This is a genomic window from Mycolicibacterium pallens (genome assembly GCF_019456675.1).
In the GTDB taxonomy this organism is placed as follows: domain Bacteria; phylum Actinomycetota; class Actinomycetes; order Mycobacteriales; family Mycobacteriaceae; genus Mycobacterium; species Mycobacterium crocinum.
In genome coordinates this window covers 1,940,450-1,960,666 of record NZ_CP080333.1, presented here as the reverse complement: position 1 = coordinate 1,960,666, position 20,217 = coordinate 1,940,450, and the positions used below count along the sequence as shown (strand labels likewise).

General features: G+C 69.0%; 20 protein-coding genes. 7 read left to right on the top strand and 13 right to left on the bottom strand.

The window, feature by feature from the left end; translation table 11 throughout:
• Positions 1-15 precede the first annotated feature (15 nt).
• Positions 16-804 (top strand): HAD-IA family hydrolase, encoded by a 789-nt coding sequence (locus K0O64_RS09665; RefSeq protein ID WP_096312776.1) that lies wholly within the window; start codon positions 16-18, stop codon positions 802-804.
• 2 nt (positions 805-806) lie between these two features.
• Here the strand turns inward: K0O64_RS09665 and gatB are convergent, their stop codons facing one another.
• Positions 807-2,318, bottom strand: a complete 1,512-nt coding sequence (gene gatB, locus K0O64_RS09660; RefSeq protein WP_096310965.1) for an Asp-tRNA(Asn)/Glu-tRNA(Gln) amidotransferase subunit GatB — start codon at positions 2,316-2,318, stop codon at positions 807-809.
• Positions 2,319-2,402: 84 nt separating this feature from the next.
• On the opposite strand from gatB, the gene dhaK reads away from it, so the two are divergent.
• Genes dhaK through dhaM form a run of 3 tightly spaced genes read left to right on the top strand, consistent with a single transcriptional unit; the run spans position 2,403 to position 4,748 of the window.
• On the top strand, positions 2,403-3,407 hold the full coding sequence (gene dhaK / locus K0O64_RS09655; protein ID WP_096310964.1) for a dihydroxyacetone kinase subunit DhaK: 1,005 nt from the start codon (positions 2,403-2,405) through the stop codon (positions 3,405-3,407).
• Positions 3,408-3,414: 7 nt separating this feature from the next.
• Positions 3,415-4,032: a dihydroxyacetone kinase subunit DhaL gene (gene dhaL, locus K0O64_RS09650; RefSeq protein ID WP_096312775.1), complete on the top strand. Its 618-nt coding sequence runs from the start codon at positions 3,415-3,417 to the stop codon at positions 4,030-4,032.
• Positions 4,029-4,748, top strand: coding sequence for a dihydroxyacetone kinase phosphoryl donor subunit DhaM (gene dhaM, locus K0O64_RS09645; protein ID WP_096310963.1), 720 nt, complete (start codon positions 4,029-4,031; stop codon positions 4,746-4,748). Before dhaL ends, dhaM begins: the two co-directional genes overlap by 4 nt.
• A gap of 1 nt (position 4,749) precedes the next feature.
• Here dhaM and K0O64_RS09640 read toward each other — a convergent pair whose 3' ends face one another.
• Genes K0O64_RS09640 through gatC form a run of 3 tightly spaced genes read right to left on the bottom strand, consistent with a single transcriptional unit; the run spans position 4,750 to position 7,580 of the window.
• Positions 4,750-5,781 (bottom strand): ATP-dependent 6-phosphofructokinase, encoded by a 1,032-nt coding sequence (locus K0O64_RS09640; protein WP_071946493.1) that lies wholly within the window; start codon positions 5,779-5,781, stop codon positions 4,750-4,752.
• Positions 5,782-5,799: 18 nt separating this feature from the next.
• Positions 5,800-7,284, bottom strand: coding sequence for an Asp-tRNA(Asn)/Glu-tRNA(Gln) amidotransferase subunit GatA (gene gatA, locus K0O64_RS09635; protein ID WP_071946495.1), 1,485 nt, complete (start codon positions 7,282-7,284; stop codon positions 5,800-5,802).
• Positions 7,281-7,580 carry an Asp-tRNA(Asn)/Glu-tRNA(Gln) amidotransferase subunit GatC gene (gene gatC / locus K0O64_RS09630; RefSeq protein ID WP_071946497.1) on the bottom strand — a complete coding sequence of 100 codons (300 nt, stop codon included), beginning with the start codon at positions 7,578-7,580 and terminating at the stop codon, positions 7,281-7,283. The genes gatA and gatC overlap by 4 nt, the downstream gene beginning before the upstream one ends.
• A gap of 143 nt (positions 7,581-7,723) precedes the next feature.
• Here gatC and K0O64_RS09625 point away from each other — a divergent pair, with 143 nt between their 5' ends.
• A complete protein-coding gene (locus K0O64_RS09625; protein ID WP_096310962.1) occupies positions 7,724-8,383 on the top strand; it encodes an ACT domain-containing protein in 660 nt (219 codons plus the stop codon).
• A gap of 1 nt (position 8,384) precedes the next feature.
• On the opposite strand, the gene ligA is transcribed toward K0O64_RS09625, so the two are convergent.
• Positions 8,385-10,466 carry an NAD-dependent DNA ligase LigA gene (gene ligA / locus K0O64_RS09620; protein WP_096312774.1) on the bottom strand — a complete coding sequence of 694 codons (2,082 nt, stop codon included), beginning with the start codon at positions 10,464-10,466 and terminating at the stop codon, positions 8,385-8,387.
• 90 nt (positions 10,467-10,556) lie between these two features.
• Here ligA and K0O64_RS09615 point away from each other — a divergent pair, with 90 nt between their 5' ends.
• Positions 10,557-10,952, top strand: coding sequence for an MmcQ/YjbR family DNA-binding protein (locus K0O64_RS09615; RefSeq protein ID WP_220046305.1), 396 nt, complete (start codon positions 10,557-10,559; stop codon positions 10,950-10,952).
• Here K0O64_RS09615 and K0O64_RS09610 read toward each other — a convergent pair.
• Both K0O64_RS09610 and K0O64_RS09605 read right to left on the bottom strand, forming a co-directional pair.
• Positions 10,949-12,328, bottom strand: a complete 1,380-nt coding sequence (locus tag K0O64_RS09610; protein ID WP_220046304.1) for an FAD-dependent oxidoreductase — start codon at positions 12,326-12,328, stop codon at positions 10,949-10,951. The genes K0O64_RS09615 and K0O64_RS09610 overlap by 4 nt on opposite strands.
• A gap of 109 nt (positions 12,329-12,437) precedes the next feature.
• Positions 12,438-13,445: a uroporphyrinogen decarboxylase/cobalamine-independent methonine synthase family protein gene (locus tag K0O64_RS09605; protein WP_220046303.1), complete on the bottom strand. Its 1,008-nt coding sequence runs from the start codon at positions 13,443-13,445 to the stop codon at positions 12,438-12,440.
• 59 nt (positions 13,446-13,504) lie between these two features.
• Between K0O64_RS09605 and K0O64_RS09600 the strand changes: the two genes are divergently transcribed.
• Entirely contained in the window at positions 13,505-14,143 is a 639-nt protein-coding gene (locus K0O64_RS09600) for a sensor domain-containing protein (RefSeq protein WP_220046302.1), read from the top strand.
• Here K0O64_RS09600 and mnmA read toward each other — a convergent pair.
• The 6 genes from mnmA to K0O64_RS09570 all read right to left on the bottom strand — a co-directional run bounded on the left by mnmA (position 14,121) and on the right by K0O64_RS09570 (position 20,123).
• Entirely contained in the window at positions 14,121-15,203 is a 1,083-nt protein-coding gene (mnmA, locus tag K0O64_RS09595) for a tRNA 2-thiouridine(34) synthase MnmA (RefSeq protein ID WP_220046301.1), read from the bottom strand. The genes K0O64_RS09600 and mnmA overlap by 23 nt on opposite strands.
• Positions 15,200-16,405: a cysteine desulfurase family protein gene (locus K0O64_RS09590; protein WP_220046300.1), complete on the bottom strand. Its 1,206-nt coding sequence runs from the start codon at positions 16,403-16,405 to the stop codon at positions 15,200-15,202. The genes mnmA and K0O64_RS09590 overlap by 4 nt, the downstream gene beginning before the upstream one ends.
• A gap of 109 nt (positions 16,406-16,514) precedes the next feature.
• Entirely contained in the window at positions 16,515-17,351 is an 837-nt protein-coding gene (locus K0O64_RS09585) for a lysophospholipid acyltransferase family protein (protein ID WP_220046299.1), read from the bottom strand.
• Positions 17,348-18,199, bottom strand: a complete 852-nt coding sequence (locus K0O64_RS09580) for a GNAT family N-acetyltransferase (protein ID WP_220046298.1) — start codon at positions 18,197-18,199, stop codon at positions 17,348-17,350. The genes K0O64_RS09585 and K0O64_RS09580 overlap by 4 nt, the downstream gene beginning before the upstream one ends.
• A 131-nt stretch (positions 18,200-18,330) precedes the next feature.
• Entirely contained in the window at positions 18,331-19,287 is a 957-nt protein-coding gene (locus K0O64_RS09575) for an electron transfer flavoprotein subunit alpha/FixB family protein (RefSeq protein ID WP_071946523.1), read from the bottom strand.
• A 41-nt stretch (positions 19,288-19,328) separates the two neighbouring features.
• Complete coding sequence (locus K0O64_RS09570; protein WP_071946525.1) at positions 19,329-20,123, bottom strand: electron transfer flavoprotein subunit beta/FixA family protein; 795 nt, start codon at positions 20,121-20,123, stop codon at positions 19,329-19,331.
• Between the last annotated feature and the right edge of the window lie 94 nt (positions 20,124-20,217).

The following is a 20,217-nucleotide window of genomic DNA, read 5'->3' as shown; positions in this document are numbered from 1 at the left end:
GCGTGTGTGGCGGTCATGCACGCGGACACCATTACCAGGAACCGCTCGTTCTGGTGGGATCGGGCGCGGTGCGCCTATGCCGACGTGCCCGCTCTAGAAGCCGTCATCTTCGACGTCGACGGGACGATCGCCGACACCGAACGCGACGGTCACCGTCTGGCCTTCAACGCCGCCTTCGCCCACCACGGGCTCAACGTGTACTGGGATGTCGCCGAGTACGGCCGGCTGCTGCGGATCACCGGCGGCGAGCGCCGGATTGCCGCCGACCTGCTCGATCGCGGGTACGGCCAGGCCGCCGGCGAGTTGGCCACCGCGGTGCACCGCACCAAGACCGCGTTGTTCCGCGACTCGATCCTCAACGGCGACATCGACCCCCGGCCGGGGTTGCTGGACCTGATCTGGGGTCTGCACTGCGCCGGCATCCGCATCGGGATCGCGACCACCGGGCGTCGTTCGTGGGTGGAGCCGCTGGTTCGTCAGCTCATCGGTGACGGCGTGGTCGAGGTGACGATCACCGGCGACGACGTCACCAGACTCAAGCCCGATCCGGAGGCCTACCAGCGGGCGCTGCACGAACTGGGGATCCGGCCCGATGCCGCGATGGCCATCGAAGACTCCGCCGTGGGACTACGGGCCGCCAGGGGTGCTGGGCTGGCGACGGTCATCGTCACCACCGACTACACCGCCCACCAGGACTTCACCGGGGCGGCGGCGGTGCTGCCGGGCTACGACGGGCTCGAGCCGCTGTCGGCGCGACACTGCAAGCGGTTGCATGACCGCTGGTGGCTCGGCCAGCGCCAGTAGTTCTACGACTGGCCGCAGGCCGCCATGACGAGTTCGCGTACGCGCGCGGCGTCGGCTTGACCCTTGGTCGCCTTCATCACCGCACCGACGATCGCACCGGCCGCCTGCACCTTGCCGCCGCGGATCTTCTCGGCGATGTCGGGGTTGGCGGCCAGCGCCTCATCGACGGCGGTCTGGATCAGCGAGTCGTCCCGCACCAGTGCCAGCCCGCGATCGGTCATCACCTGCTCGGGCTCACCTTCACCGGCCAGTACACCCTCGACGACCTGACGGGCCAGCTTGTTCGACAGCTTGCCCTCGTCGACGAGCGCGACGACCTTGGCGACCTGGGCCGGGGTGATCGGCAACGCTGCGAGTTCCACGCCCGCTTCATTGGCCTTCTGCACCAGGAAGTTTCCCCACCAGGCCCGCGCCTGTTCACTGGGCGCGCCGGCCTCGACCGTCGCGCTCACCAGCTCGACCGCACCGGCGTTCACCAGGTCGCGCATCACCTCGTCGGAGATGCCCCATTCGTCCTGAATTCGCTTGCGGGACAACCACGGAAGCTCCGGAATGGTGTCACGTAGCCGCGCCACCAATTCGTCGCTCGGCGCGACCGGCTCGAGGTCGGGCTCCGGGAAATACCGGTAGTCCTCGGCGGTCTCCTTATCACGCCCTGGCGAGGTGAAGCCCTCCTCGTGGAAGTGGCGGGTCTCCTGATGGATTGTGCCGCCGTCGACGAGAATGGCTGCCTGACGGCGCATTTCGTAGCGGACCGCCACCTCGACGCTCTTGAGTGAGTTGACGTTCTTGGTCTCGGTGCGCGTGCCGAATTCGGCCTGACCGATCGGGCGCAGCGACACGTTGGCGTCACAGCGCAGTGAGCCTTGATCCATCCGGACATCGGAGACATCCAGTGCGCGCAACAGATCTCGCAGCGCGGTCACGTAGGCGCGCGCCACCTCGGGCGCGCGTTCGCCGGCACCCTCGATGGGCTTGGTGACGATCTCGATCAGCGGAACGCCAGCCCGGTTGACGTCGAGCAGCGAGGTCGTCGCGCCGTGAATGCGCCCGGTGTCGCCACCGACGTGCGTGAGCTTGCCGGTGTCCTCCTCCATGTGCGCGCGCTCGATGGCGACGCGGAACGTGCTGCCGTCGTCCAGCGGGACATCGAGGTAGCCGTCGAACGCGATCGGCTCGTCGTACTGCGAGATCTGATAGTTCTTCGGTTGATCGGGGTAGAAGTAGTTCTTCCGCGCGAACCGCGACCACGGCGCGATGCTGCAGTTCAGCGCCAAACCGATGCGGATGGCCGACTCGACGGCGGCCTCGTTGAGCACCGGCAACGCGCCGGGCATACCGAGGCAGACCGGGCACACCTGGGTGTTGGGCTCGGCGCCGAACGTCGTCGCGCAGGGGCAGAACATCTTGGTGGCCGTCGACAGCTCGACATGCACCTCGAGCCCGAGCACCGGGTCGAAGCGGGCGATGACGTCGTCGTAGTCGAGCAGGTCAGCCTGCGCAGCAGCAGTCATGACGTCAATCCTAGTGGGGCCGCTTTTCCCCGCGAGCAGACAGCGACCGTTGTGAGCGCCGTGCCCGCGTGCTCAGATGGCTGCGTGAAGAAGCTGATCAATGACCCCGCCGATGTCGTCGGCGAAGCGCTTCTGGGACTCGCGGCCGCCCACGGTGACCGGCTGCGGGTGGACCACGACAACCGAGTGGTCTTCCGAAAGGATGCCCCGGTGGCGGGCAAGGTCGGTCTGGTCTCCGGCGGCGGATCGGGGCACGAACCGATGCACGGCGGATTCGTCGGGCTCGGCATGCTGGATGCCGCCTGCGCCGGTGAGGTGTTCACCTCCCCCGTGCCGGATCAGATCATCGCCGCTACCCGCGGAGTCGACGGCGGCGCCGGCGTGCTGCACATCGTGAAGAACTACACCGGCGACGTGATGAATTTCGAGATGGCCGCCGAAATGGTCTCTGCCGAAACAGGAATCGACGTGGTGGCGGTGATCACCGACGACGACGTGGCCGTGCAGGACAGCCTGTTCACGGCGGGCCGGCGTGGGGTCGGAGTGACGGTACTGCTGGAGAAGATCGCCGGCGCCGCCGCCGAGCAGGGCCGGCCCCTGGCCGAGGTGGCCGAGATCGCCCGCACGGTCAACGCCCAAGGCCGAAGCATGGGCGTGGCACTCACCTCCTGCACCGTGCCGGCGGCCGGCAAGCCGACATTCGAGCTCGGCGACGACGAGATGGAGCTGGGCATCGGCATTCACGGCGAGCCGGGACGCCGGCGGATCCCCCTGGCTCCCGCCAAGGAGATCGCTGCGCTGCTGGTCGACCAGATCGTGGCGGACCTGCCGTTTCGGGCCGGGGATCCGGTGATCGCCTTCGTCAACGGCATGGGCGGTACGCCGCTGCTCGAGCTCTACGTGATGTACCACGAGGTCGCGCACCTACTCGGCAAGGCGGGCATCACGATCGCGCGGTCGCTGGTCGGCAACTACATCACCTCGCTGGAGATGGCGGGCTGCTCGGTGACGCTGCTCAAGGTCGACGACGAGCTGGTCCGGCTGTGGGATGCCCCGGTGAACACGCCCGGCCTGCGGTGGGGTGCCTGATATGGCCATGACGGTCGAGACCTTCGGCGCCTGGCTGCGGGAGTTCGCCGCCGCCATCCATGCCAACGCCGCACTGCTGACCGAGCTGGATTCGGCGATCGGGGACGCCGATCACGGCACCAACATAGACCGCGGCATGGCCGCCGTCGTCGCCGTGCTGGACGACACCACGTTCGACTCCGCCGACGCGCTGTTCAAGAAGGTCGGCATGACACTGGTCAGCAGTGTCGGCGGGGCCAGCGGACCGCTGTACGGAACGTTCTTCCTGCGGCTGGGTGCCGCGCTGCAGGGCGCCGACCCGGTCGACGCGACGACGTTTGGTGTCGCGTTGCGCGCCGGAGTGCAGGGTGTGCAGGCTCGCGGCAAGGCCGAGCTGGATGACAAGACGATGTACGACGCGCTGGCCGCGGCCGCGGCCGCCTACGACACCGCCGCGGACCAGGGCATCGCGGCGGCACTGGCAGCCGCGGCCACCGCAGCCGCCGAGGGCCGGGACCGCATCACGCCGCTCGTCGCGCGCAAGGGCCGGGCCAGTTATCTTGGGGAACGCAGTGCGGGCCACCAGGATCCGGGCGCGACGAGTGCCACCCTGCTGCTGGAGACCGCAGCGGCAGCGCTCTCGTGATCGGTCTGGTCGTCGTGTCGCACAGCCGGGCCCTGGCGCGGGCCGCCGTCGGCTTGGCCGAGGAGATGACGCACGGCACCGGCCCGACCGTGGCGGTGGCGGCCGGGTTGGACGAGTCGACCTTTGGAACCGATGCCACGGCCGTGGCCGCCGCGATCGAACAGGCCGACAGTCCCGACGGTGTGCTGGTGCTGATGGATCTCGGCAGCGCGGTGATGTCGGCGGAGCTGGCCCTGGAACTCCTCGACAGCGACGTGGCCGCACGGGTCACGCTGTGCTCCGCACCCCTGGTCGAGGGGTTGGTGGCCGCCGTCGTCACCGCCGCGGCCGGCGCGCCTCTGCCCGACGTGGCCGCCGAGGCACTGCGCGGGCTGGCGGCCAAGCAGGAACACCTCGGCGACGTCTCACCCCCAGCCGCAGCACCCGAGACTGGCGACGCACACGACGTCACTCGCGACGTAGAAGTGGTGAACGCCAACGGGTTTCACGCCCGTCCCGCGGCGAAGCTGGTGACCCAACTGAGCACCTTCGACGCGACGGTGACCATCACCAACCTGACCCGTGACATCGGCCCGGTGGCCGCCGACAGCATGATCATGCTCGTCAGCCTCGACAGTCGGCTGGGCGATCAGCTGCGGGTCAGCGCCAGCGGGCCGGCCGCCGCCGACGCGGTGGCCGCCGTTGTGGACTTCGTCGCCGCGGGAATGGGCGAATAGCTCAGCCGAAGAACGCGGCGGCGTCGTCGTAACGGGTCTGCGGCACCAGCTTCAGCTGACGCACCGCCTCGGCCAACGGAACCCGGCCAATGTCCTGGCCGCGCAGCGACACCATCATCCCGTACTCGCCGGCATGCGCGGCGTCGGCGGCGTTCACCCCGAACCGGGTGGCCAGCACCCGGTCGTAGGCCGTCGGGGTGCCGCCGCGCTGCACGTGGCCGAGCACGGTGACCCGAACTTCCTTCTTGATGCGCTTCTCCACCTCGACGGCCAGCTGCTGGGCCACCCCGGTGAAGCGTTCGTGACCGAACTCGTCGGTACCGCCCTGCCGCAACTGCATCGAGCCCTCGGCGGGCTTGGCGCCTTCGGCGACCACGATGATGAAGCTGGACTCCCCGCGCTGGAAGCGCTTTTTGACCAGCCGGCACACCTCTTCGACGTCGAACGGCTGCTCGGGAATCAGCGTCATGTGCGCGCCGGACGCCAGCCCGGCACTCAGCGCGATCCAGCCGGCGTGCCGTCCCATCACCTCGACGAGCATCACCCGCTGATGCGACTCGGCCGTGCTGTGCAGCCGGTCGATGGCATCGGTGGCGATCTGCAGAGCGGTGTCGTGGCCGAATGTCACGTCGGTGCAATCGATGTCGTTGTCGATGGTCTTGGGCACACCGACGACGGGCACACCCTCCTCGGACAGCCAGTGCGCGGCGGTCAGCGTTCCCTCGCCACCGATCGGGATGAGCACGTCAATCCCGTTGTCTTCCAACGTTTGCTTGATGTCGTCCAGCCCGGCGCGCAACTTGTCCGGATTCGTGCGGGCGGTGCCCAGCATGGTGCCGCCCTTGGCGAGCAACCGGTTGTTGCGGTCGTCATTGTGCAACTGGATCCGGCGGTCCTCGAGCAACCCCCGCCAGCCGTCGAGGAACCCGACAACCGACGACCCGTACCGGGCGTCGCAGGTCCGCACCACAGCCCGGATCACCGCGTTCAGGCCCGGACAGTCACCCCCACCGGTCAGCACTCCGATACGCATGGGACCTATCCTGCCCCGTCAGACCGCCGTTGGCAGCGAACCGCGGGCAGTCTCATAGGCGGCTCCTACCCGATAGAGCCGATCGTCGGCCAGGGCAGGCGCCATGATCTGCAGCCCGACCGGCAGATTGTCATCGGCCGAAAGACCGGACGGCACCGACATTCCGCAGTGCCCGGCCAGGTTCAACGGCAGCGTGCACAGGTCGAACAAGTACATCGCCAACGGATCGTCGACCTTCTCCCCCAGCCGGAACGCGGTGGTCGGGGTCGCCGGGGACACCAGCACGTCCACCTTCTGGTAGGCGGCGTCGAGGTCGCCCGCGATCAGGGTCCGGACCTTCTGGGCCTGGTTGTAGTAGGCGTCGTAATAGCCCGCCGACAGCGCATAAGTGCCAATGATGATGCGGCGCTTGACTTCTGGGCCAAATCCGGCCGCCCGCGTCAGGGCCATCACCTCTTCGGCGCTGCGAGTGCCGTCGTCACCGACCCGCAGGCCGTAGCGCATGGCGTCGAAGCGCGCCAGGTTGCTCGACACCTCCGAGGGCAGGATCAGGTAGTACGCCGACAGCGAGTAGTCCAGGTGCGGGCAGTCGACCTCGCTGACCTGTGCGCCCAGCGCTTCGAGCTGCTCGACGGCGGCGTTGAACGAGGACAGCACGCCCGGCTGGTAGCCCTCGCCGTTGCGCAGCTGCTTGACCACACCGATCCGCACACCTGACAGGTCGCCGGTGGCGCCGGCCTTCGCGGCCGCGACGACGTCGGGAACCTGCGCGTCGACCGACGTGGAGTCGCGCGGGTCGTGCCCGGCGATCACCGAGTGCAGCAGCGCGGTGTCCAGCACCGTGCGGGCGCAGGGCCCGCCCTGGTCCAGCGACGACGCGCACGCCACCAGCCCGTACCGCGACACCGTGCCGTAGGTGGGTTTGACCCCGACGGTGGCGGTCAGCGCGGCGGGCTGGCGGATCGAGCCGCCGGTGTCGGAGCCGATGGCCAGCGGTGCCTGGAAGGCGGCGAGCGCGGCGGCGCTGCCGCCGCCGGAGCCGCCGGGCGTCCGGTCGGTGTCCCACGGATTGCGGGTCGGGCCGTACGCGGAGTTCTCCGTCGAGCTGCCCATGGCGAACTCGTCCATGTTGGTCTTGCCGAGGATCGGGGTCCCGGCGGCGCGCAGCCGCGCGGTGACGGTCGCGTCGTACGGCGAAGTCCAGCCCTCGAGGATCTTCGAGCCGCATGTCGTGGGCATATCGGTGGTGGTGAAGACGTCCTTGAGCGCCAGCGGCACACCGGCCAGCGGTGACGGCAGGCTCTCCCCGGCGGCGACGGCGGCGTCGATGCGCGCGGCGCTGGCCAGCGCCTCGTCGGCGGCGACGTGCAGGAAGGCGTGGTAACGCTCGTCGGTGGCGGCGATCTGATCCAGGCAGGCCTGGGTGACCTCGACCGAGGAGACCTCCTTGGCCGCGATCTTTTCGCCGAGGGTGGCGGCGTCGAGTCGGATCAGGTCGCTCACTGGGACTCCCCGAGAATCTGCGGCACGGCGAACCGGCCCTCGGCCGACGACGGCGCCTCGGCCAACGCTTCCTCCTGCGTCAGGCACGCCTGGACCACGTCGGGCCGGGTGACGTTGACGTCTTTCAGCGGGTTGTCGGTCGGCTTCACATCGGACGTGTCGACGGCCTGAATCTGGCTGACGTGCTCCAAAATGGCGTCGAGCTGGCCGGCGAAGCTGTCGAGTTCGTGGTCGGTCAGGGCCAGCCGGGCCAGCTTGGCTAGCCGGGCGACGTCGTCGCGGGAGATCTGGGACACGGTGATCAAGCCTAGGTGACTGCACTTCCTCGCCCAGACTGCAGGTGTTGCACACGAACGTCGAGAGCAGCCGCGAACAACTGCAGTGTCAGCGCTGACCCTGCCGGAATGCTGAGTCTGCGCGGCTATGAAACAGTGTCCGCGTGCCTTCGTATCTGCTGCGGGTCCAGCTGGTCGACCGGCCCGGTAGCCTCGGCTCGCTCGCCGTCGCCCTGGGCACCGTCGGCGCCGACATCCTGTCCCTCGACGTCGTCGAGCGCGGAGCCGGCTGGGCGATCGACGACCTGGTGGTCGAACTGCCGCTAGGCGCGATGCCCGACAGGTTGATCACGGCCGCCGAGCAGATCAAGGGTGTGCGGGTCGACACCATTCGGCCGCACACCGGGCTGCTGGAGGCCCACCGCGAACTGGAGCTGATCGACCACATCGCCGCGGCCGGCAGCCGGGACGCCAAGCTGCAGGTGCTCGCTGAGGAGGCCCCGCGCGTGCTGCGGGTGGGCTGGTGCACGGTGGCGCGCAACTCGGAGTCGGGCGTCGAGCGCATTGTCGGCAGCCCCGGTGCACCGGAGACCCCGGCCACGTCGGCGCCGTGGCTGCCACTGACGCACGCCGAGGCTCTCGACGGCACCGCCGAGTGGGTGCCGCAGGTGTGGCGCGACATGGACACCACACTGGCCGCCGCGCCGCTGGGTGATCCGAATACCGCTGTGCTGCTTGGCCGCCCGGGCGGCCCGCTGTTCCGTCCGTCCGAGGTGGCCCGGCTGGGCTACCTGGCCGGGATCGTCGCGACGATCCTGCGCTGACTCACTCGTCGGCGTCGGAATCGGCGTCGGCGGGCGGCGGGCCCTGTTCCAGCAGGGTGCGAAACCCGTCCTCGTCGAGGATCGGTACACCCAGCTCGACAGCCTTGTCGTACTTCGAGCCCGGCGAATCTCCCGCCACGACGTAGGAGGTCTTCTTCGACACCGAGCCGACCGCCTTACCGCCGCGGCTGATGATCGCCTCCTTGGCCTCATCGCGGGAGAAGTTCGGCAGCGACCCGGTGACCACGATCGAAAGCCCTTGCAGCGTAGGCGTTATCGACGAGTCGCGAACGTCTTCCATCCGCACGCCGGCCGCCCGCCACTTGTCGACGATCGCGCGATGCCAGTCGACGGCGAACCACTCGACCAGGGCGGCCGCGATCGTCGGTCCGACACCCTCGACGTCGGCGAGCTGTTCCTCGGACGCCGCCATGATGGCGTCGAGGCTGCCGAACGCCACCGCCAGCGCGCGGGCCGCGGTCGGCCCGACGTGCCGGATGGACAGCGCCACCAGGATCCGCCACAGCGGCCGGTCCTTGGCCTGTTGCAGATTGACCAGGAACCGGGCGCCGTTAGCCGACAGCGCACCGTCCTTGGTCTTGAAGAAATCCGAGGTCAGCAGGTCGGCGCTGGTGAGGCTGAACAGGTCACCTTCGTCGGTGATGACCTTGGCCGCCAGCAACGCGGTCGCCGCCTCATAGCCCAACCCTTCGATATCCAGCCCGCCGCGCCCGGCCAGGTGGAACACCCGCTCGCGCAGCTGCGCGGGACACGACCGAGCGTTGGGGCAGCGGATGTCGACGTCACCCTCCTTCGCCGGGGCCAAGGGGGTGCCGCACTCCGGGCAGTGGGTGGGCATCACGAATTCGCGCTCGGAGCCGTCGCGCAGGTCGACGACGGGACCCAACACCTCGGGGATGACGTCACCGGCCTTGCGGATCATCACCGTGTCGCCGATCAGGACACCCTTGCGCTTGACCTCCGACCCGTTGTGCAGGGTGGCCATGCCCACGGTCGACCCGGCGATCTTCACCGGCGTCATCATCGCGAACGGGGTGACGCGGCCGGTGCGGCCGACGTTGACCTGAATGTCGAGCAGCTTGGTCTGGGCTTCCTCCGGCGGGTACTTGTACGCGCACGCCCAGCGCGGCGCGCGGGAGGTGGCGCCGAGGCGGCGTTGCTGAGCGAAGTCGTCGACTTTGACCACCACACCGTCGATTTCGTGCTCGATCTCGTGGCGGCGCTCGCCCCAGTAGACGATCTTCTCCTCGACAGCGGCGAGCCCCGCCACCCGAGTGGTGTGGTCGGAGACCGGCAGACCCCAGGCCTTCAGGGCGAAGTAGGTGTCGTGCAGGGAGGCGGGGGCATAGCCTGCCGAAAACTCCGCGCGGCCCAGGCCGTGGCAGATCATCCGCAGCCGCCGCCGCGCGGTGACCGCCGGATTCTTCTGCCTCAGTGAGCCGGCCGCGCTGTTGCGCGGGTTGGCGAACGGCGCCTTGCCCTCCTCCACCAGGCTGGCGTTGAGGTTCTCGAAGTCAGCCACCCGGAAGAACACCTCGCCGCGCACCTCCAGGAGCGCAGGCACGGGGTATTCATCTGTCCCGGTGAGGTTTTCGGGGATGTCGTCGATGGTGCGGGCGTTGTTGGTGACGTCCTCGCCGACCCGGCCGTCACCGCGGGTGGCGGCACGCTCCAGCCGGCCGTTGCGGTACACCAGGGCGATCGCGACACCGTCGATCTTCAGCTCGCAGAGGTACTGCGGGTCTTTGCCGATCTCGGCTTCCACCCGGTTGGACCAGGCCGCCAGCTCCTCGGTGTTGAACACGTCGTCGAGGCTGAGCATGCGTTCGAGGTGGGCTGCCTCGGCGAAGTCGGTGGCGAACCCGGCACCGCCGACCAGCTGGGTGGGCGAGTCGGGAACCCGAAGCTCGGGGAAGCGCTCCTCGAGGGCGAGCAGCTCGTTGAACAGCTTGTCGAACTCCGCGTCGGACACGATCGGCGCGTCCTTGATGTAGTAGCGGAACTGATGCTCACGCACCTCTTCGGCAAGATCCTGCCAACGCCGCCGCACATCCGGATCGATGGGATCAACCTCGGGATCGGACGTCTGTGAAGCCACCCTCGCAGGCTATCGGAGCCCACCGACGCCGTCGGCCATGGGAAGGTGGGATCCATGCCGCATCCGATCATGTTCGACGACGCCGACCCGATCCTGGCCCGGGTGCGCGAGATCGCGCTGGCGTTGCCCGAGGCCACCGAGAAGATCTCGCACGGCCGGCCGACGTTCTCGGCGCCGAAGATGTTCGCCGTCTACGGCGGCAGTCAGAGAAACCCCAGCGGCCCGATGATCCGGTACGCCCACGCACTGCTGGTGAAGGTGGACGACAGCGAGCGCGAAGCGCTGCAGCAGGATCACCGGTTCTTCTACCCGGCGTATCTGGGTCCGTACGGCTGGCTGGGCCTGGACTTCGACGCCGCCAAGATCGACTGGGCCGAAGTCGCCGAGCTGATCGATGCCTCGTTCCGACTGCAGGCCCCCGCGCGATTGGTCAAGCAGCTGGACAGCTAGCTCGCCAGCGCCACCTCTCGGTCTGGAACCCGTTGCGGCCGTGCAAAATTAGCTCGTGCTACGCGCGCAAGGATCGACGGTCGCATCAGCCGGGCCGGCGAATCGAGCATGCTCAACACCCGGAAGAACTGGCTGTTGACCACCAGATCCGTCTCGACGGCAGTGAGCACCATGTCGGCGAACTTGTTGTTGATCCGCATCCCGACGGTGCGCTCACCCTCGATTTCCGGCAGCGAGAGGTCTGCGCTGACGGCATTGCGCCACGCCACCCGGACGACCTTGCTGGCGGCCCGGAAGAACCGCCGCGGTAGATCCTGGTCGCCTCCGCGCAGACAACGCTGCAGCGCGAGCGCTTCCAAAGCCGCCACCGTCATCCCTTGTCCGTAAATCGGGTTGAAGCTGCACACCGCATCACCAGTGACGATGAACCCCTGGGGCCGCCGGTGCATCTCGTCGTAGCGGCGCCACCGGCTCGACGGGGTGCGGTAGTGCGCGGTGTTCCCGACCGGTGCGGCGGATTCGAGTACCTCGAGAAGGTGCCTCGGGAGTCGTCGCCGCGCGAGGCGCAGCATGCCGGCAAAGTCCTCGACAGGCGCGTTGCCCGCCATCACGCCGACAGTCATCAGCCAGGTGCCGTTCTCGTGGTTGAGCAGGGCGACGGTGGTCGTCTCTCCGGGCTTGGGGAAGGTCGCCACCATGTGTTCGTGGATCGCGCCGGCCGGAATTCGCAACCATTGACTGGTGTAGCACAGGTTCACCGTCAGCTCGTCCTCGCGCGGGCGGCCGTACCCCAGATCGTCCAAGAACACCGGCGCCCGGGATCCTCGGCCGCTGGCGTCGATGACCAAGTCCGCGTCCAACTCCGTGGCCGCCTCGGTGGCACCCCGGCGCGCGACCAGCACTCCGGTCACCCGCCGACGGTCCGGTGACGACGTCAGCCCGACCACGTCGTGGCCACTGAGCACAGTGACGTTCGACAACGCTGAAAGACGCTTCAGCACATGCCAGTCCAGGAATGGCCGGCTGGGCATGTACGCGGCCACCGGATTGGGTAGGCATCCAGACCGCAGGAACCGATGCCCGCCGTACTCGACGTACACCCGGCCGAGGTCGCCGTCGCTCCAGACCGGCGCTCCGTCGGCGACCATCTCGGCGAGGACACCGGGAAGGAGTTCGTCGAGGATGGCGACCCCGCCCGCTTGGAGCACGTGACCATGAGCGGCCTGTGGCACTCCGCGGCGGTGCACCGGCCGCGCGGGCGGTATATCGCGGTCGACCACCACCACCGACCGATAGTGTTCGGCGGCCACCCTGGCGGCGAGCATGCCGGCCATGCTCGCGCCGAGTACAACAGCCCGTTCACCCAGTACCGCCATGTCCCACCCCTGACGTCGAACCATCGCTGATCCGAACGCTAGGGGCACAGACGTCGGGCGCTACGAGTAGTCGACCACTTGATTTTTCCCGGACGGGTACGCAGGACGGTCAGATCGCGTCCGGATCATCAGCGACCGCGGTCGCCGCCCGCTGGCACAACCCGATCGCGACCCGCGCCCACGCAGCGTCGGACCCGGCCAGCCCGCAGGCCGGGCTGATGCCGACGCGGTCGCGGATCGCGTTGCGGGAGAATCCGATTCGATCGGTGATCGCGACGGCCGCTGCGGCCACCTCCTCGGCGGACGGCCTGGCCGCCGGGGCACTCGTCGGCACCAGACCGAACACCACTGCACGGCCCGAGTCCAGGAACTCCCCCACCCCGTCGTAATCAGCATCGCCGAGTGTGCTCACATCCACCGCGACAGCATGGATACTGCTGCGCTGCAGGACATTCCATGGGACGTCCGCGCAGCTGTGCAGCAGCACCTCGGTACCCGCGCCGGCCACGCACTCGTCGAGCAGGCCGATCGCCACCGCCTCGTCGACCGGATGCACCGGGTTCAGCGCCGTCACCCCGGTCAGCCGGCCGGCCAGCGCCGCCGACAGCACCGGCTCGTCGTATTGCACGACTACCGTCGTGGCCAACCGCCGGGCCAGCTCGGCCCGGTGCCTTGCCACCCCCTCGGCCAGTGACGACGCCAGATCGCGCACCGCACCCGCGTCTGTCAGCGCCCGATGACCGTTGGACAGCTCCAGCTGCGCGGCCAGCGTGATGGGACCCGGTGCCTGCACCTTGACCGGCCGCCCCGAATCAGGGCCGCCGGCCTTCTCCCAGGCCTCCTCGATGGCGTCGATGTCCTCGTCGAGCAGGCTCTTCGCCCGCCGGGTCACCGCACCCGGGCGCGCCGCGATCCGGTAGCCACGCGGGACGGTGTCGATGGCGATGTCGACCAGCAGTGCGCCGGCCCGGCCGATCATGTCCGCACCCACGCCGCGGGCCGGCAGTTCCACCAGATGCGGCAGTTGATGCAACTCCCCGACCATGATCTCGGCGGCTTCCCGCGGCGCCGACCCCGGCCACGAACCGATACCGGTGGCCGCCGCGAAAACACTCACCGGGCAACCGTATTGGACACACCCGGCGCGCCGCACGGCCGGGGGCATAACGTGATGGGATGACGGTGCGCGCTGCAGTGGCCTGCTGCGCAGCGGCGGCCCTGCTGACGGGCTGCACCCAGTGGGTCGACGGGGCGCCGCTGCGCGCCCTGGGCGAGCCGCCGTTCAGTCCCCCGGGCATCATCGACGTCGACCAGGTGATGCTCAGCCAGGCGCAGGTCCAGGCGATCACCGGCGGCGGCCAAGACGTGACGATCATCCCGAGCATGGACGGCAAGTCGATGGTGGACGTCGAGCCCCTCGCCGAGGCGGTGCCCCGGGATTGCCGCTTCCTGTTCGCCGAGACCGACACCTTCGGGACCGACGTCGAGGACTTCCACAAGACCAGCTTTCAGTACCCGCCGCGGCGCGCACTGATCTCCGAAGCGGCCGCGGCCTACCGCGACGGGGCCACCGCACAGCAGGCGTTCAACACCCTCTCCACCACAGTGCATCGCTGCGCCGACGGGTCCATGGGCGCCGGGCTGGTCGGTGACGTCGACGGCGACACACAGTCGCTGAGCACCCGGCCCGGTCGGTGCGGCCGCAACTACCGGCTGAAGTCTTCGGTTCTGGTGGAGGTCACGTTCTGCGGTTTCGGTGATTCGGTGCCCGAGATCATGATGACGAACATCCTCAACAAGATTCCCGGCGGCTGATCGTCGCGCTGGCGATCACCTCGTCGCCGGCCGGGTCAGGCCGGTAGAGCACGAGTGTCTGTCCCGGCGCGACGCCGCGCAGGGGGGTGCGCAGGGCCACGTTCAGCTCGTCGCCGACCACTTCGGCGACGGCAGGCACCACACCGCCGTGGGCGCGCACCTGCACCTCGCATTCGACCGGTCCGGCGAGCGCGACACCGGAGGTGAACACCGGGCGCGTGCCGGTCAGCGACCGCACTTCGAGGTCTTCTTTCGCGCCCACCCGCACCGTCTGCGATTCGGCGTCGATCGCGGTGACGTAACGCGGCAGACCGTCGGGTCCGGGGCCGGCGATGCCGAGGCCCTTGCGCTGGCCGATGGTGAATCCGTGCACCCCGTCGTGCTCGGCCAGCACCGCGCCGCTGGCGTCGTCGACGACCGTTCCGCGTCGCACCACGATCCGCGCGCCGAGGAACGCCTGGGTGTCACCGGAGGGGATGAAGCAGATGTCGTGGCTGTCCGGCTTCTCGGCGACGGAGAGCCCGCGGTCTGCGGCTTCCTGGCGGATCGCCGGCTTGGGAGTGTCACCGATCGGGAACGCGGCGTGGCGCAACTGCTGAGCGGTCAGCACGCCGAGCACGTAGGACTGGTCCTTATCGACGTCGACCGCGCGACGCAACCGGCCCTCGGAGAGCCGGGCGTAGTGCCCGGTGGCCACCGCATCGAAGCCCAGGGCCAGCGCCTTGGCCGCCAGCGCGGAGAACTTGATCTTCTCGTTGCAGCGCACGCACGGGTTGGGGGTTTCGCCACGCTCGTAGGAGGAGACGAAGTCGTCGATCACCTCTTCGGCGAACCTGTCGGCGAAATCCCATACGTAGAACGGGATTCCGAGCACGTCGGCGACCCGGCGGGCGTCCCCGGCGTCCTCTTTGGAGCAGCAGCCACGCGAACCGGTCCGCAGCGTGCCGGGCTGACGGGACAGCGCCAGGTGCACGCCGACGACCTCGTGGCCGGCGTCGACCATTCGCGCGGCGGCCACCGAGGAATCGACGCCACCGCTCATCGCTGCCAGCACCCTCATTGCAGCGCCCCCAGCGACGAACTGGCCAGCGCAGCCTGACGAGCCCGCTCGACGACGGCGGGCAGCACCCGCAGGGCGGCGTCGATATCGGCTTCAGTGCTGTTGTGACCCAACGAGAATCGCAACGATCCGCGAGCTGCTTCGGGGTCGGCGCCCATGGCCAGCAGGACATGCGACGGCTGGGCCACCCCGGCCGTGCAGGCCGATCCGGTCGAGCACTCGATTCCGTTGGCGTCCAACAACATCAGCAGCGAGTCGCCCTCACAGCCGCGGAACGTGAAGTGGGTATTGCCCGGCAGCCGACGATCACCCAGCGCGCCGTTGACCTGTGTATCGGCGATCGAACCCAGCACACCGCTGATCAGTCGCTCGCGCAGGCCGCGCAGTCGGGCGCCGGTGGCGTCGAGCGATTCGACGGCGGCGTCGGTCGCCGCCGCCATCGCGACGGCGCCCGCGACATCCGGTGTGCCGGAACGGACATCGCGCTCCTGCCCGCCGCCGTGCAGCAACGGGACGCAGGCGGTGGCGCGGCGCAGCAGCAGCGCACCCACACCGGTCGGTCCGCCGAACTTGTGTGCGGCCAGGCTCAACGCCGAGAGCGAGGAGCCGGCGAAGTCCACCGGAATGTGTCCGACCGCCTGGACGGCGTCGCTGTGCATCGGAACGTCGAACTCGGCGGCCACCGCGGCCAGTTCGGCGATCGGCATGATCGTGCCGACCTCGTTGTTGGCCCACATCACCGAGACGACCGCCACGTCGTCGTGTTCGGTCAGCGCGTCGCGCAGCGCACCCGCCGTCACCGACCCGTCGGGTTCGGTGGGCAGGAACGTCACCTCGGCGCCCTCATGTTCGGCCAGCCAGGTGACGGCGTCGAGAACCGCATGGTGTTCGACGGCGGTGGTGACGATGCGGCGGCGGGCGGGCTCGGCGTCGCGCCGCGCCCAGTAGATCCCTTTGACAGCGAGGTTGTCGCTCTCGGTGCCGCCTGCGGTGAAGATCACTTCCGACGGCCGGGCGCCCAGGCGCGCCGCGATGCTCTCGCGGGCCTCCTCCATTCGCCGCCGGGCGTCGCGGCCCGAGGTGTGCAACGACGACGCGTTACCGACGGTGGCCAGGGCAGCCGTCATCGCCTCGATGGCAGCGGGATGCATCGGGGTGGTGGCAGCGTGGTCGAGATACACCGGACCGGCGGTCGGGCTCATAGCCCGTCCAGGATACCGGCCCCGGCAGGACGCCCTAACCACGCCGAACGTCACTCCAGCGTGACGCTCGACGCCCAACGTGACTCGGGGGTGACGTTCGGCGTCGAAATCAGCCCGCCAGCGCGTGACTGTGCTCGAAGCGCGGGGCGATCTGCCCCCGCACGGCCACCTCGCAGCGCGCCGCCAGTTCGCGCCGGTCGGCGCCGGGCAGCTCCAGGGAGGCCACCTCGACGTCGACGACGGTCACCCGGGTGCGAACCGTGCGGCTCAGCGACTGCCACAGCGTGTCGTCACCGACGAACGCGGTCACGGTCGATGGCCTGCCATCGCGGTGGTGATAGGTCAGCCGCAGCGGCTGGACCGGCCGACCCGCATCGACGGCGGCCTGGAACATCGCCGGACGGAACTGGCCGTAGGCCAGGCCGCACCAGGTGGTCCCTTCGGGGAACGCGACGACGGTCTGGCCGTTGCGCAGCCGTTCGGCCACGGTGGCGACCACCTGCGGCAGCCGGCGCAGGCTGGCCCGGTCGATTGGGATGACCTTCATGATCCGGGCGGCCAGGCCCACGGCGGGCCAGTCGATCAGATCGGCGCGGGCGACGAATGCGCCGGGCAGCACCGAGCCGATGACGAAGATATCCACCCAGGACACGTGGCCGCTGACCACCAGCACACCGCGCAGGTTGCGAATCGGGCCGCCGGACACCGTGATTCGCACACCGAGACAGCGCAGAAAGGTGCGGCAGTAGAACCGCTGCACACGCCCGCGACCGGGCATCGGCACCGCGAGCAGCGGCACCACCATCAGCATCATCAGCGCCGCCGTGATGCGCGTGGTCGCGCGAACCGTCGCGACCATCCGCCGCGACGGCGGAGCATCACCGGCGCGCACACAGCTGTCGTCACATAACGCCCGCGGCAGCCAGGCGTGCTCGGTCGTCGTCATGCCGCCCCCTCGACTCCGTCGGCCATCTCACTGGCCGCCGATACCGACCTCAGCCTGGTCAGGTAGCGCGTATCGGCCTGCCGCTTGTCCAGCAGGGCCGGGAAATCACCGACACCGAACTCGGGATCGTGGGCCGGCTCTCCGCACACCCGCGCGCCGAGCCGCAGATAACCGCGCATCAGCGGCGGCATGGTCGGCCTGGTCGGCGGCGCGATGTCGTCGAGGCCCACCCCGCCCAGCACCACCGGGCGATACGGGTACACCGTGTGTTCCGGGGCGGCGGCGTGACGGCGCAACACGAAGTCGCGGACGCCGCGAATCTGAGTACCTGGCGGTGCACCCGCCGGGTCTTCCGAGTGCGTCGGCACCGACACACATCCGGTGACGTAGTCGTATCCGCAGCGGTCCAGATAGGCCAGGATGCCGGCCCACATGAGCAGCACCACCGCGCCGTTGCGGTGGTCGGCGCGCACCACGGCGCGGCCCATCTCCACCAGCGACGGCCGCAGCGCGTCGAGCGCGCTGATGTCGAATTCTGTTGCGGTGTAGAGACTTCCGGCGGCGATCGCACCGGGCGGCGGCAACATGCGATAGCAGCCGACGAGTTCTCCCGAGGTGTCCTCACGCACCAGGAGGTGATCGCAGAATTCGTCGAACCGGTCGGCGTCACGGCCGTCACCCTCGGCGGGCAGTGCGTAACCGGGTTCGGTGGTGAACACCTGATGGCGCAGCCGCTGGGCCGCATCGATCAGGGTGGGGTCGGTGGACAGCAGCAGCGAGTAGCGCGGGCCGCGCAGTGCGGCGGATTCGGTGTGGTCGGGGGCTATGAGTACAGATGCAGTGCTCATAACTGCACGGTTGCTGAGGCGTTCAGCGGGATGTCAACGCCCGCGTGACGTGTTCGTGCACGCTCGATGACCAATAAAAGCGAAGGGCCCCCGAACACCGGAAACCGGTGCCGGGGGCCTTTCCGACGTGATTAACCCTTGCGGGCCTTGACCGCCTCGGTCAGCTGCGGCGTGACGTTGAACAGGTCACCGACGATGCCGAGATCGGCGATCTCGAAGATCGGGGCTTCTTCGTCCTTGTTCACGGCGATGATCGTCTTGGACGTCTGCATACCGGCGCGGTGCTGGATCGCGCCCGAGATGCCCAGCGCGATGTACAGCTGCGGCGAGACCGTCTTGCCGGTCTGGCCCACCTGGAACTGGCCCGGGTAGTAGCCGGAGTCCACGGCGGCACGCGAGGCACCCACGGCGCCACCGAGCGAGTCGGCGAGCTCCTCGACCACCGAGAACTTCTCGGCGCTGCCGACACCGCGACCACCGGAGACCACGACACTGGCCTCGGTGAGCTCCGGGCGGTCACCGGCCACGGCCGGCTCGCGCTTGGTGATCTTGGTGGCGTTCTCGCCCTGGGCGGGCACCTCGACGTTCACCTGCTCGCCGGCACCGGCCTGCGGCGCAGCGTCGACGGCGCCGGGGCGCAGGGTGATCACCGGGGTGTCACCGTTGGCCTTGGCCTCGACGGTGAAGGCGCCACCGAAGATGCTGTGGATGGCCGAGCCACCCTCCTTCACCTCGACGACGTCGGACAGCACGCCCGCGCCGGTCCGTGCGGCCAGCCGGCCGGCGATCTCCTTGCCGTCGGCGTTGGCAGCCAGCAGCACGGCGGCCGGGGTGGCCGACTCCACCAGCGACGCCAGCACGTCGACGAACGGGGTGATCAGGTAGGCCTCGGCGTCATCCGACTCCGCGACGTAGATCTTGGCCGCACCGGCCTCCTTGAGCGCGTCGACCAGCGGCGCGGCGGTGCCGGGGGCACCGATCACGACGGCGGACGGCTCACCCAGGGTGCGAGCGGCGGTGATGAGCTCGGCGGTGACTTTCTTCACCGCACCTTCAGCGTGCTCGACGAGCACAAGTACTTCAGCCATTGCTGTTCAGCCTCTTAGTCTTTCGAATGTCCGGGGAAGGGTTAGATGATCTTTTGAGCGACCAGGTACTCGGCGACCTTGGTGCCGCCGTCGCCTTCGTCGGTGACCTTCTCGCCTGCGGTCTTCGGCGGCTTCGGCGTCGAGGACACCACCGACGTACCGGCGTTGGCCAGGCCGACCTCATCGCCCTCCACGCCGATCTCGGCCAGCGTCAGGGTGGTCACTTCCTTCTTCTTCGCGGCCATGATGCCCTTGAAGGACGGGAAGCGCGGCTCGTTGATCTTCTCGGTGACGCTGATGACCGCGGGCAGTGAGGCCTCGACGGTGAACACACCCTCGTCGGTCTCGCGCTCGCCGCTGATCTTGCCGCCCTCGACGGTGACCTTGCGCAGATGCGTCAGCTGGGGCAGGCCCAGGTACTCGGCGATGATGGCCGGGACCGCACCGCCGGTGCCGTCGGTGGCCTCATTGCCGGCGATGACCAGCTCGGTGCCCTCGATGGCGCCCAGCGCGCGGGCCAGCGCCCAGCCGGTCTGCACCATGTCGGATCCGTGCAGGCCCTCGTCGAGCAGGTGCACGGCCTTGTCGGCGCCCATCGACAGCGCCTTGCGGATCGCCTCGGTGGCGCGTTCGGGGCCAGCGGTCAGCACGGTGACGGTGCCCGCGGCGTCGCCTTCACGCTCCTTGATCAGCAGCGCTTCCTCGACGGCGCGCTCGTTGATCTCGTCCAGCACGGCGTCGGCAGCGTCGCGGTCGAGGGTGTAGTCACCGTCGGACAACTTGCGCTCGGACCACGTGTCTGGGACCTGTTTGATCAGGACCACGATGTTCGTCATGAGTCTTCTACGTCCTCCTGGCAGGCGTCCCGCGGCCAGAGAAGGTCGCAAGACTTTTTGGTCATTCCGCAACACACATCATGTTACCCATCGG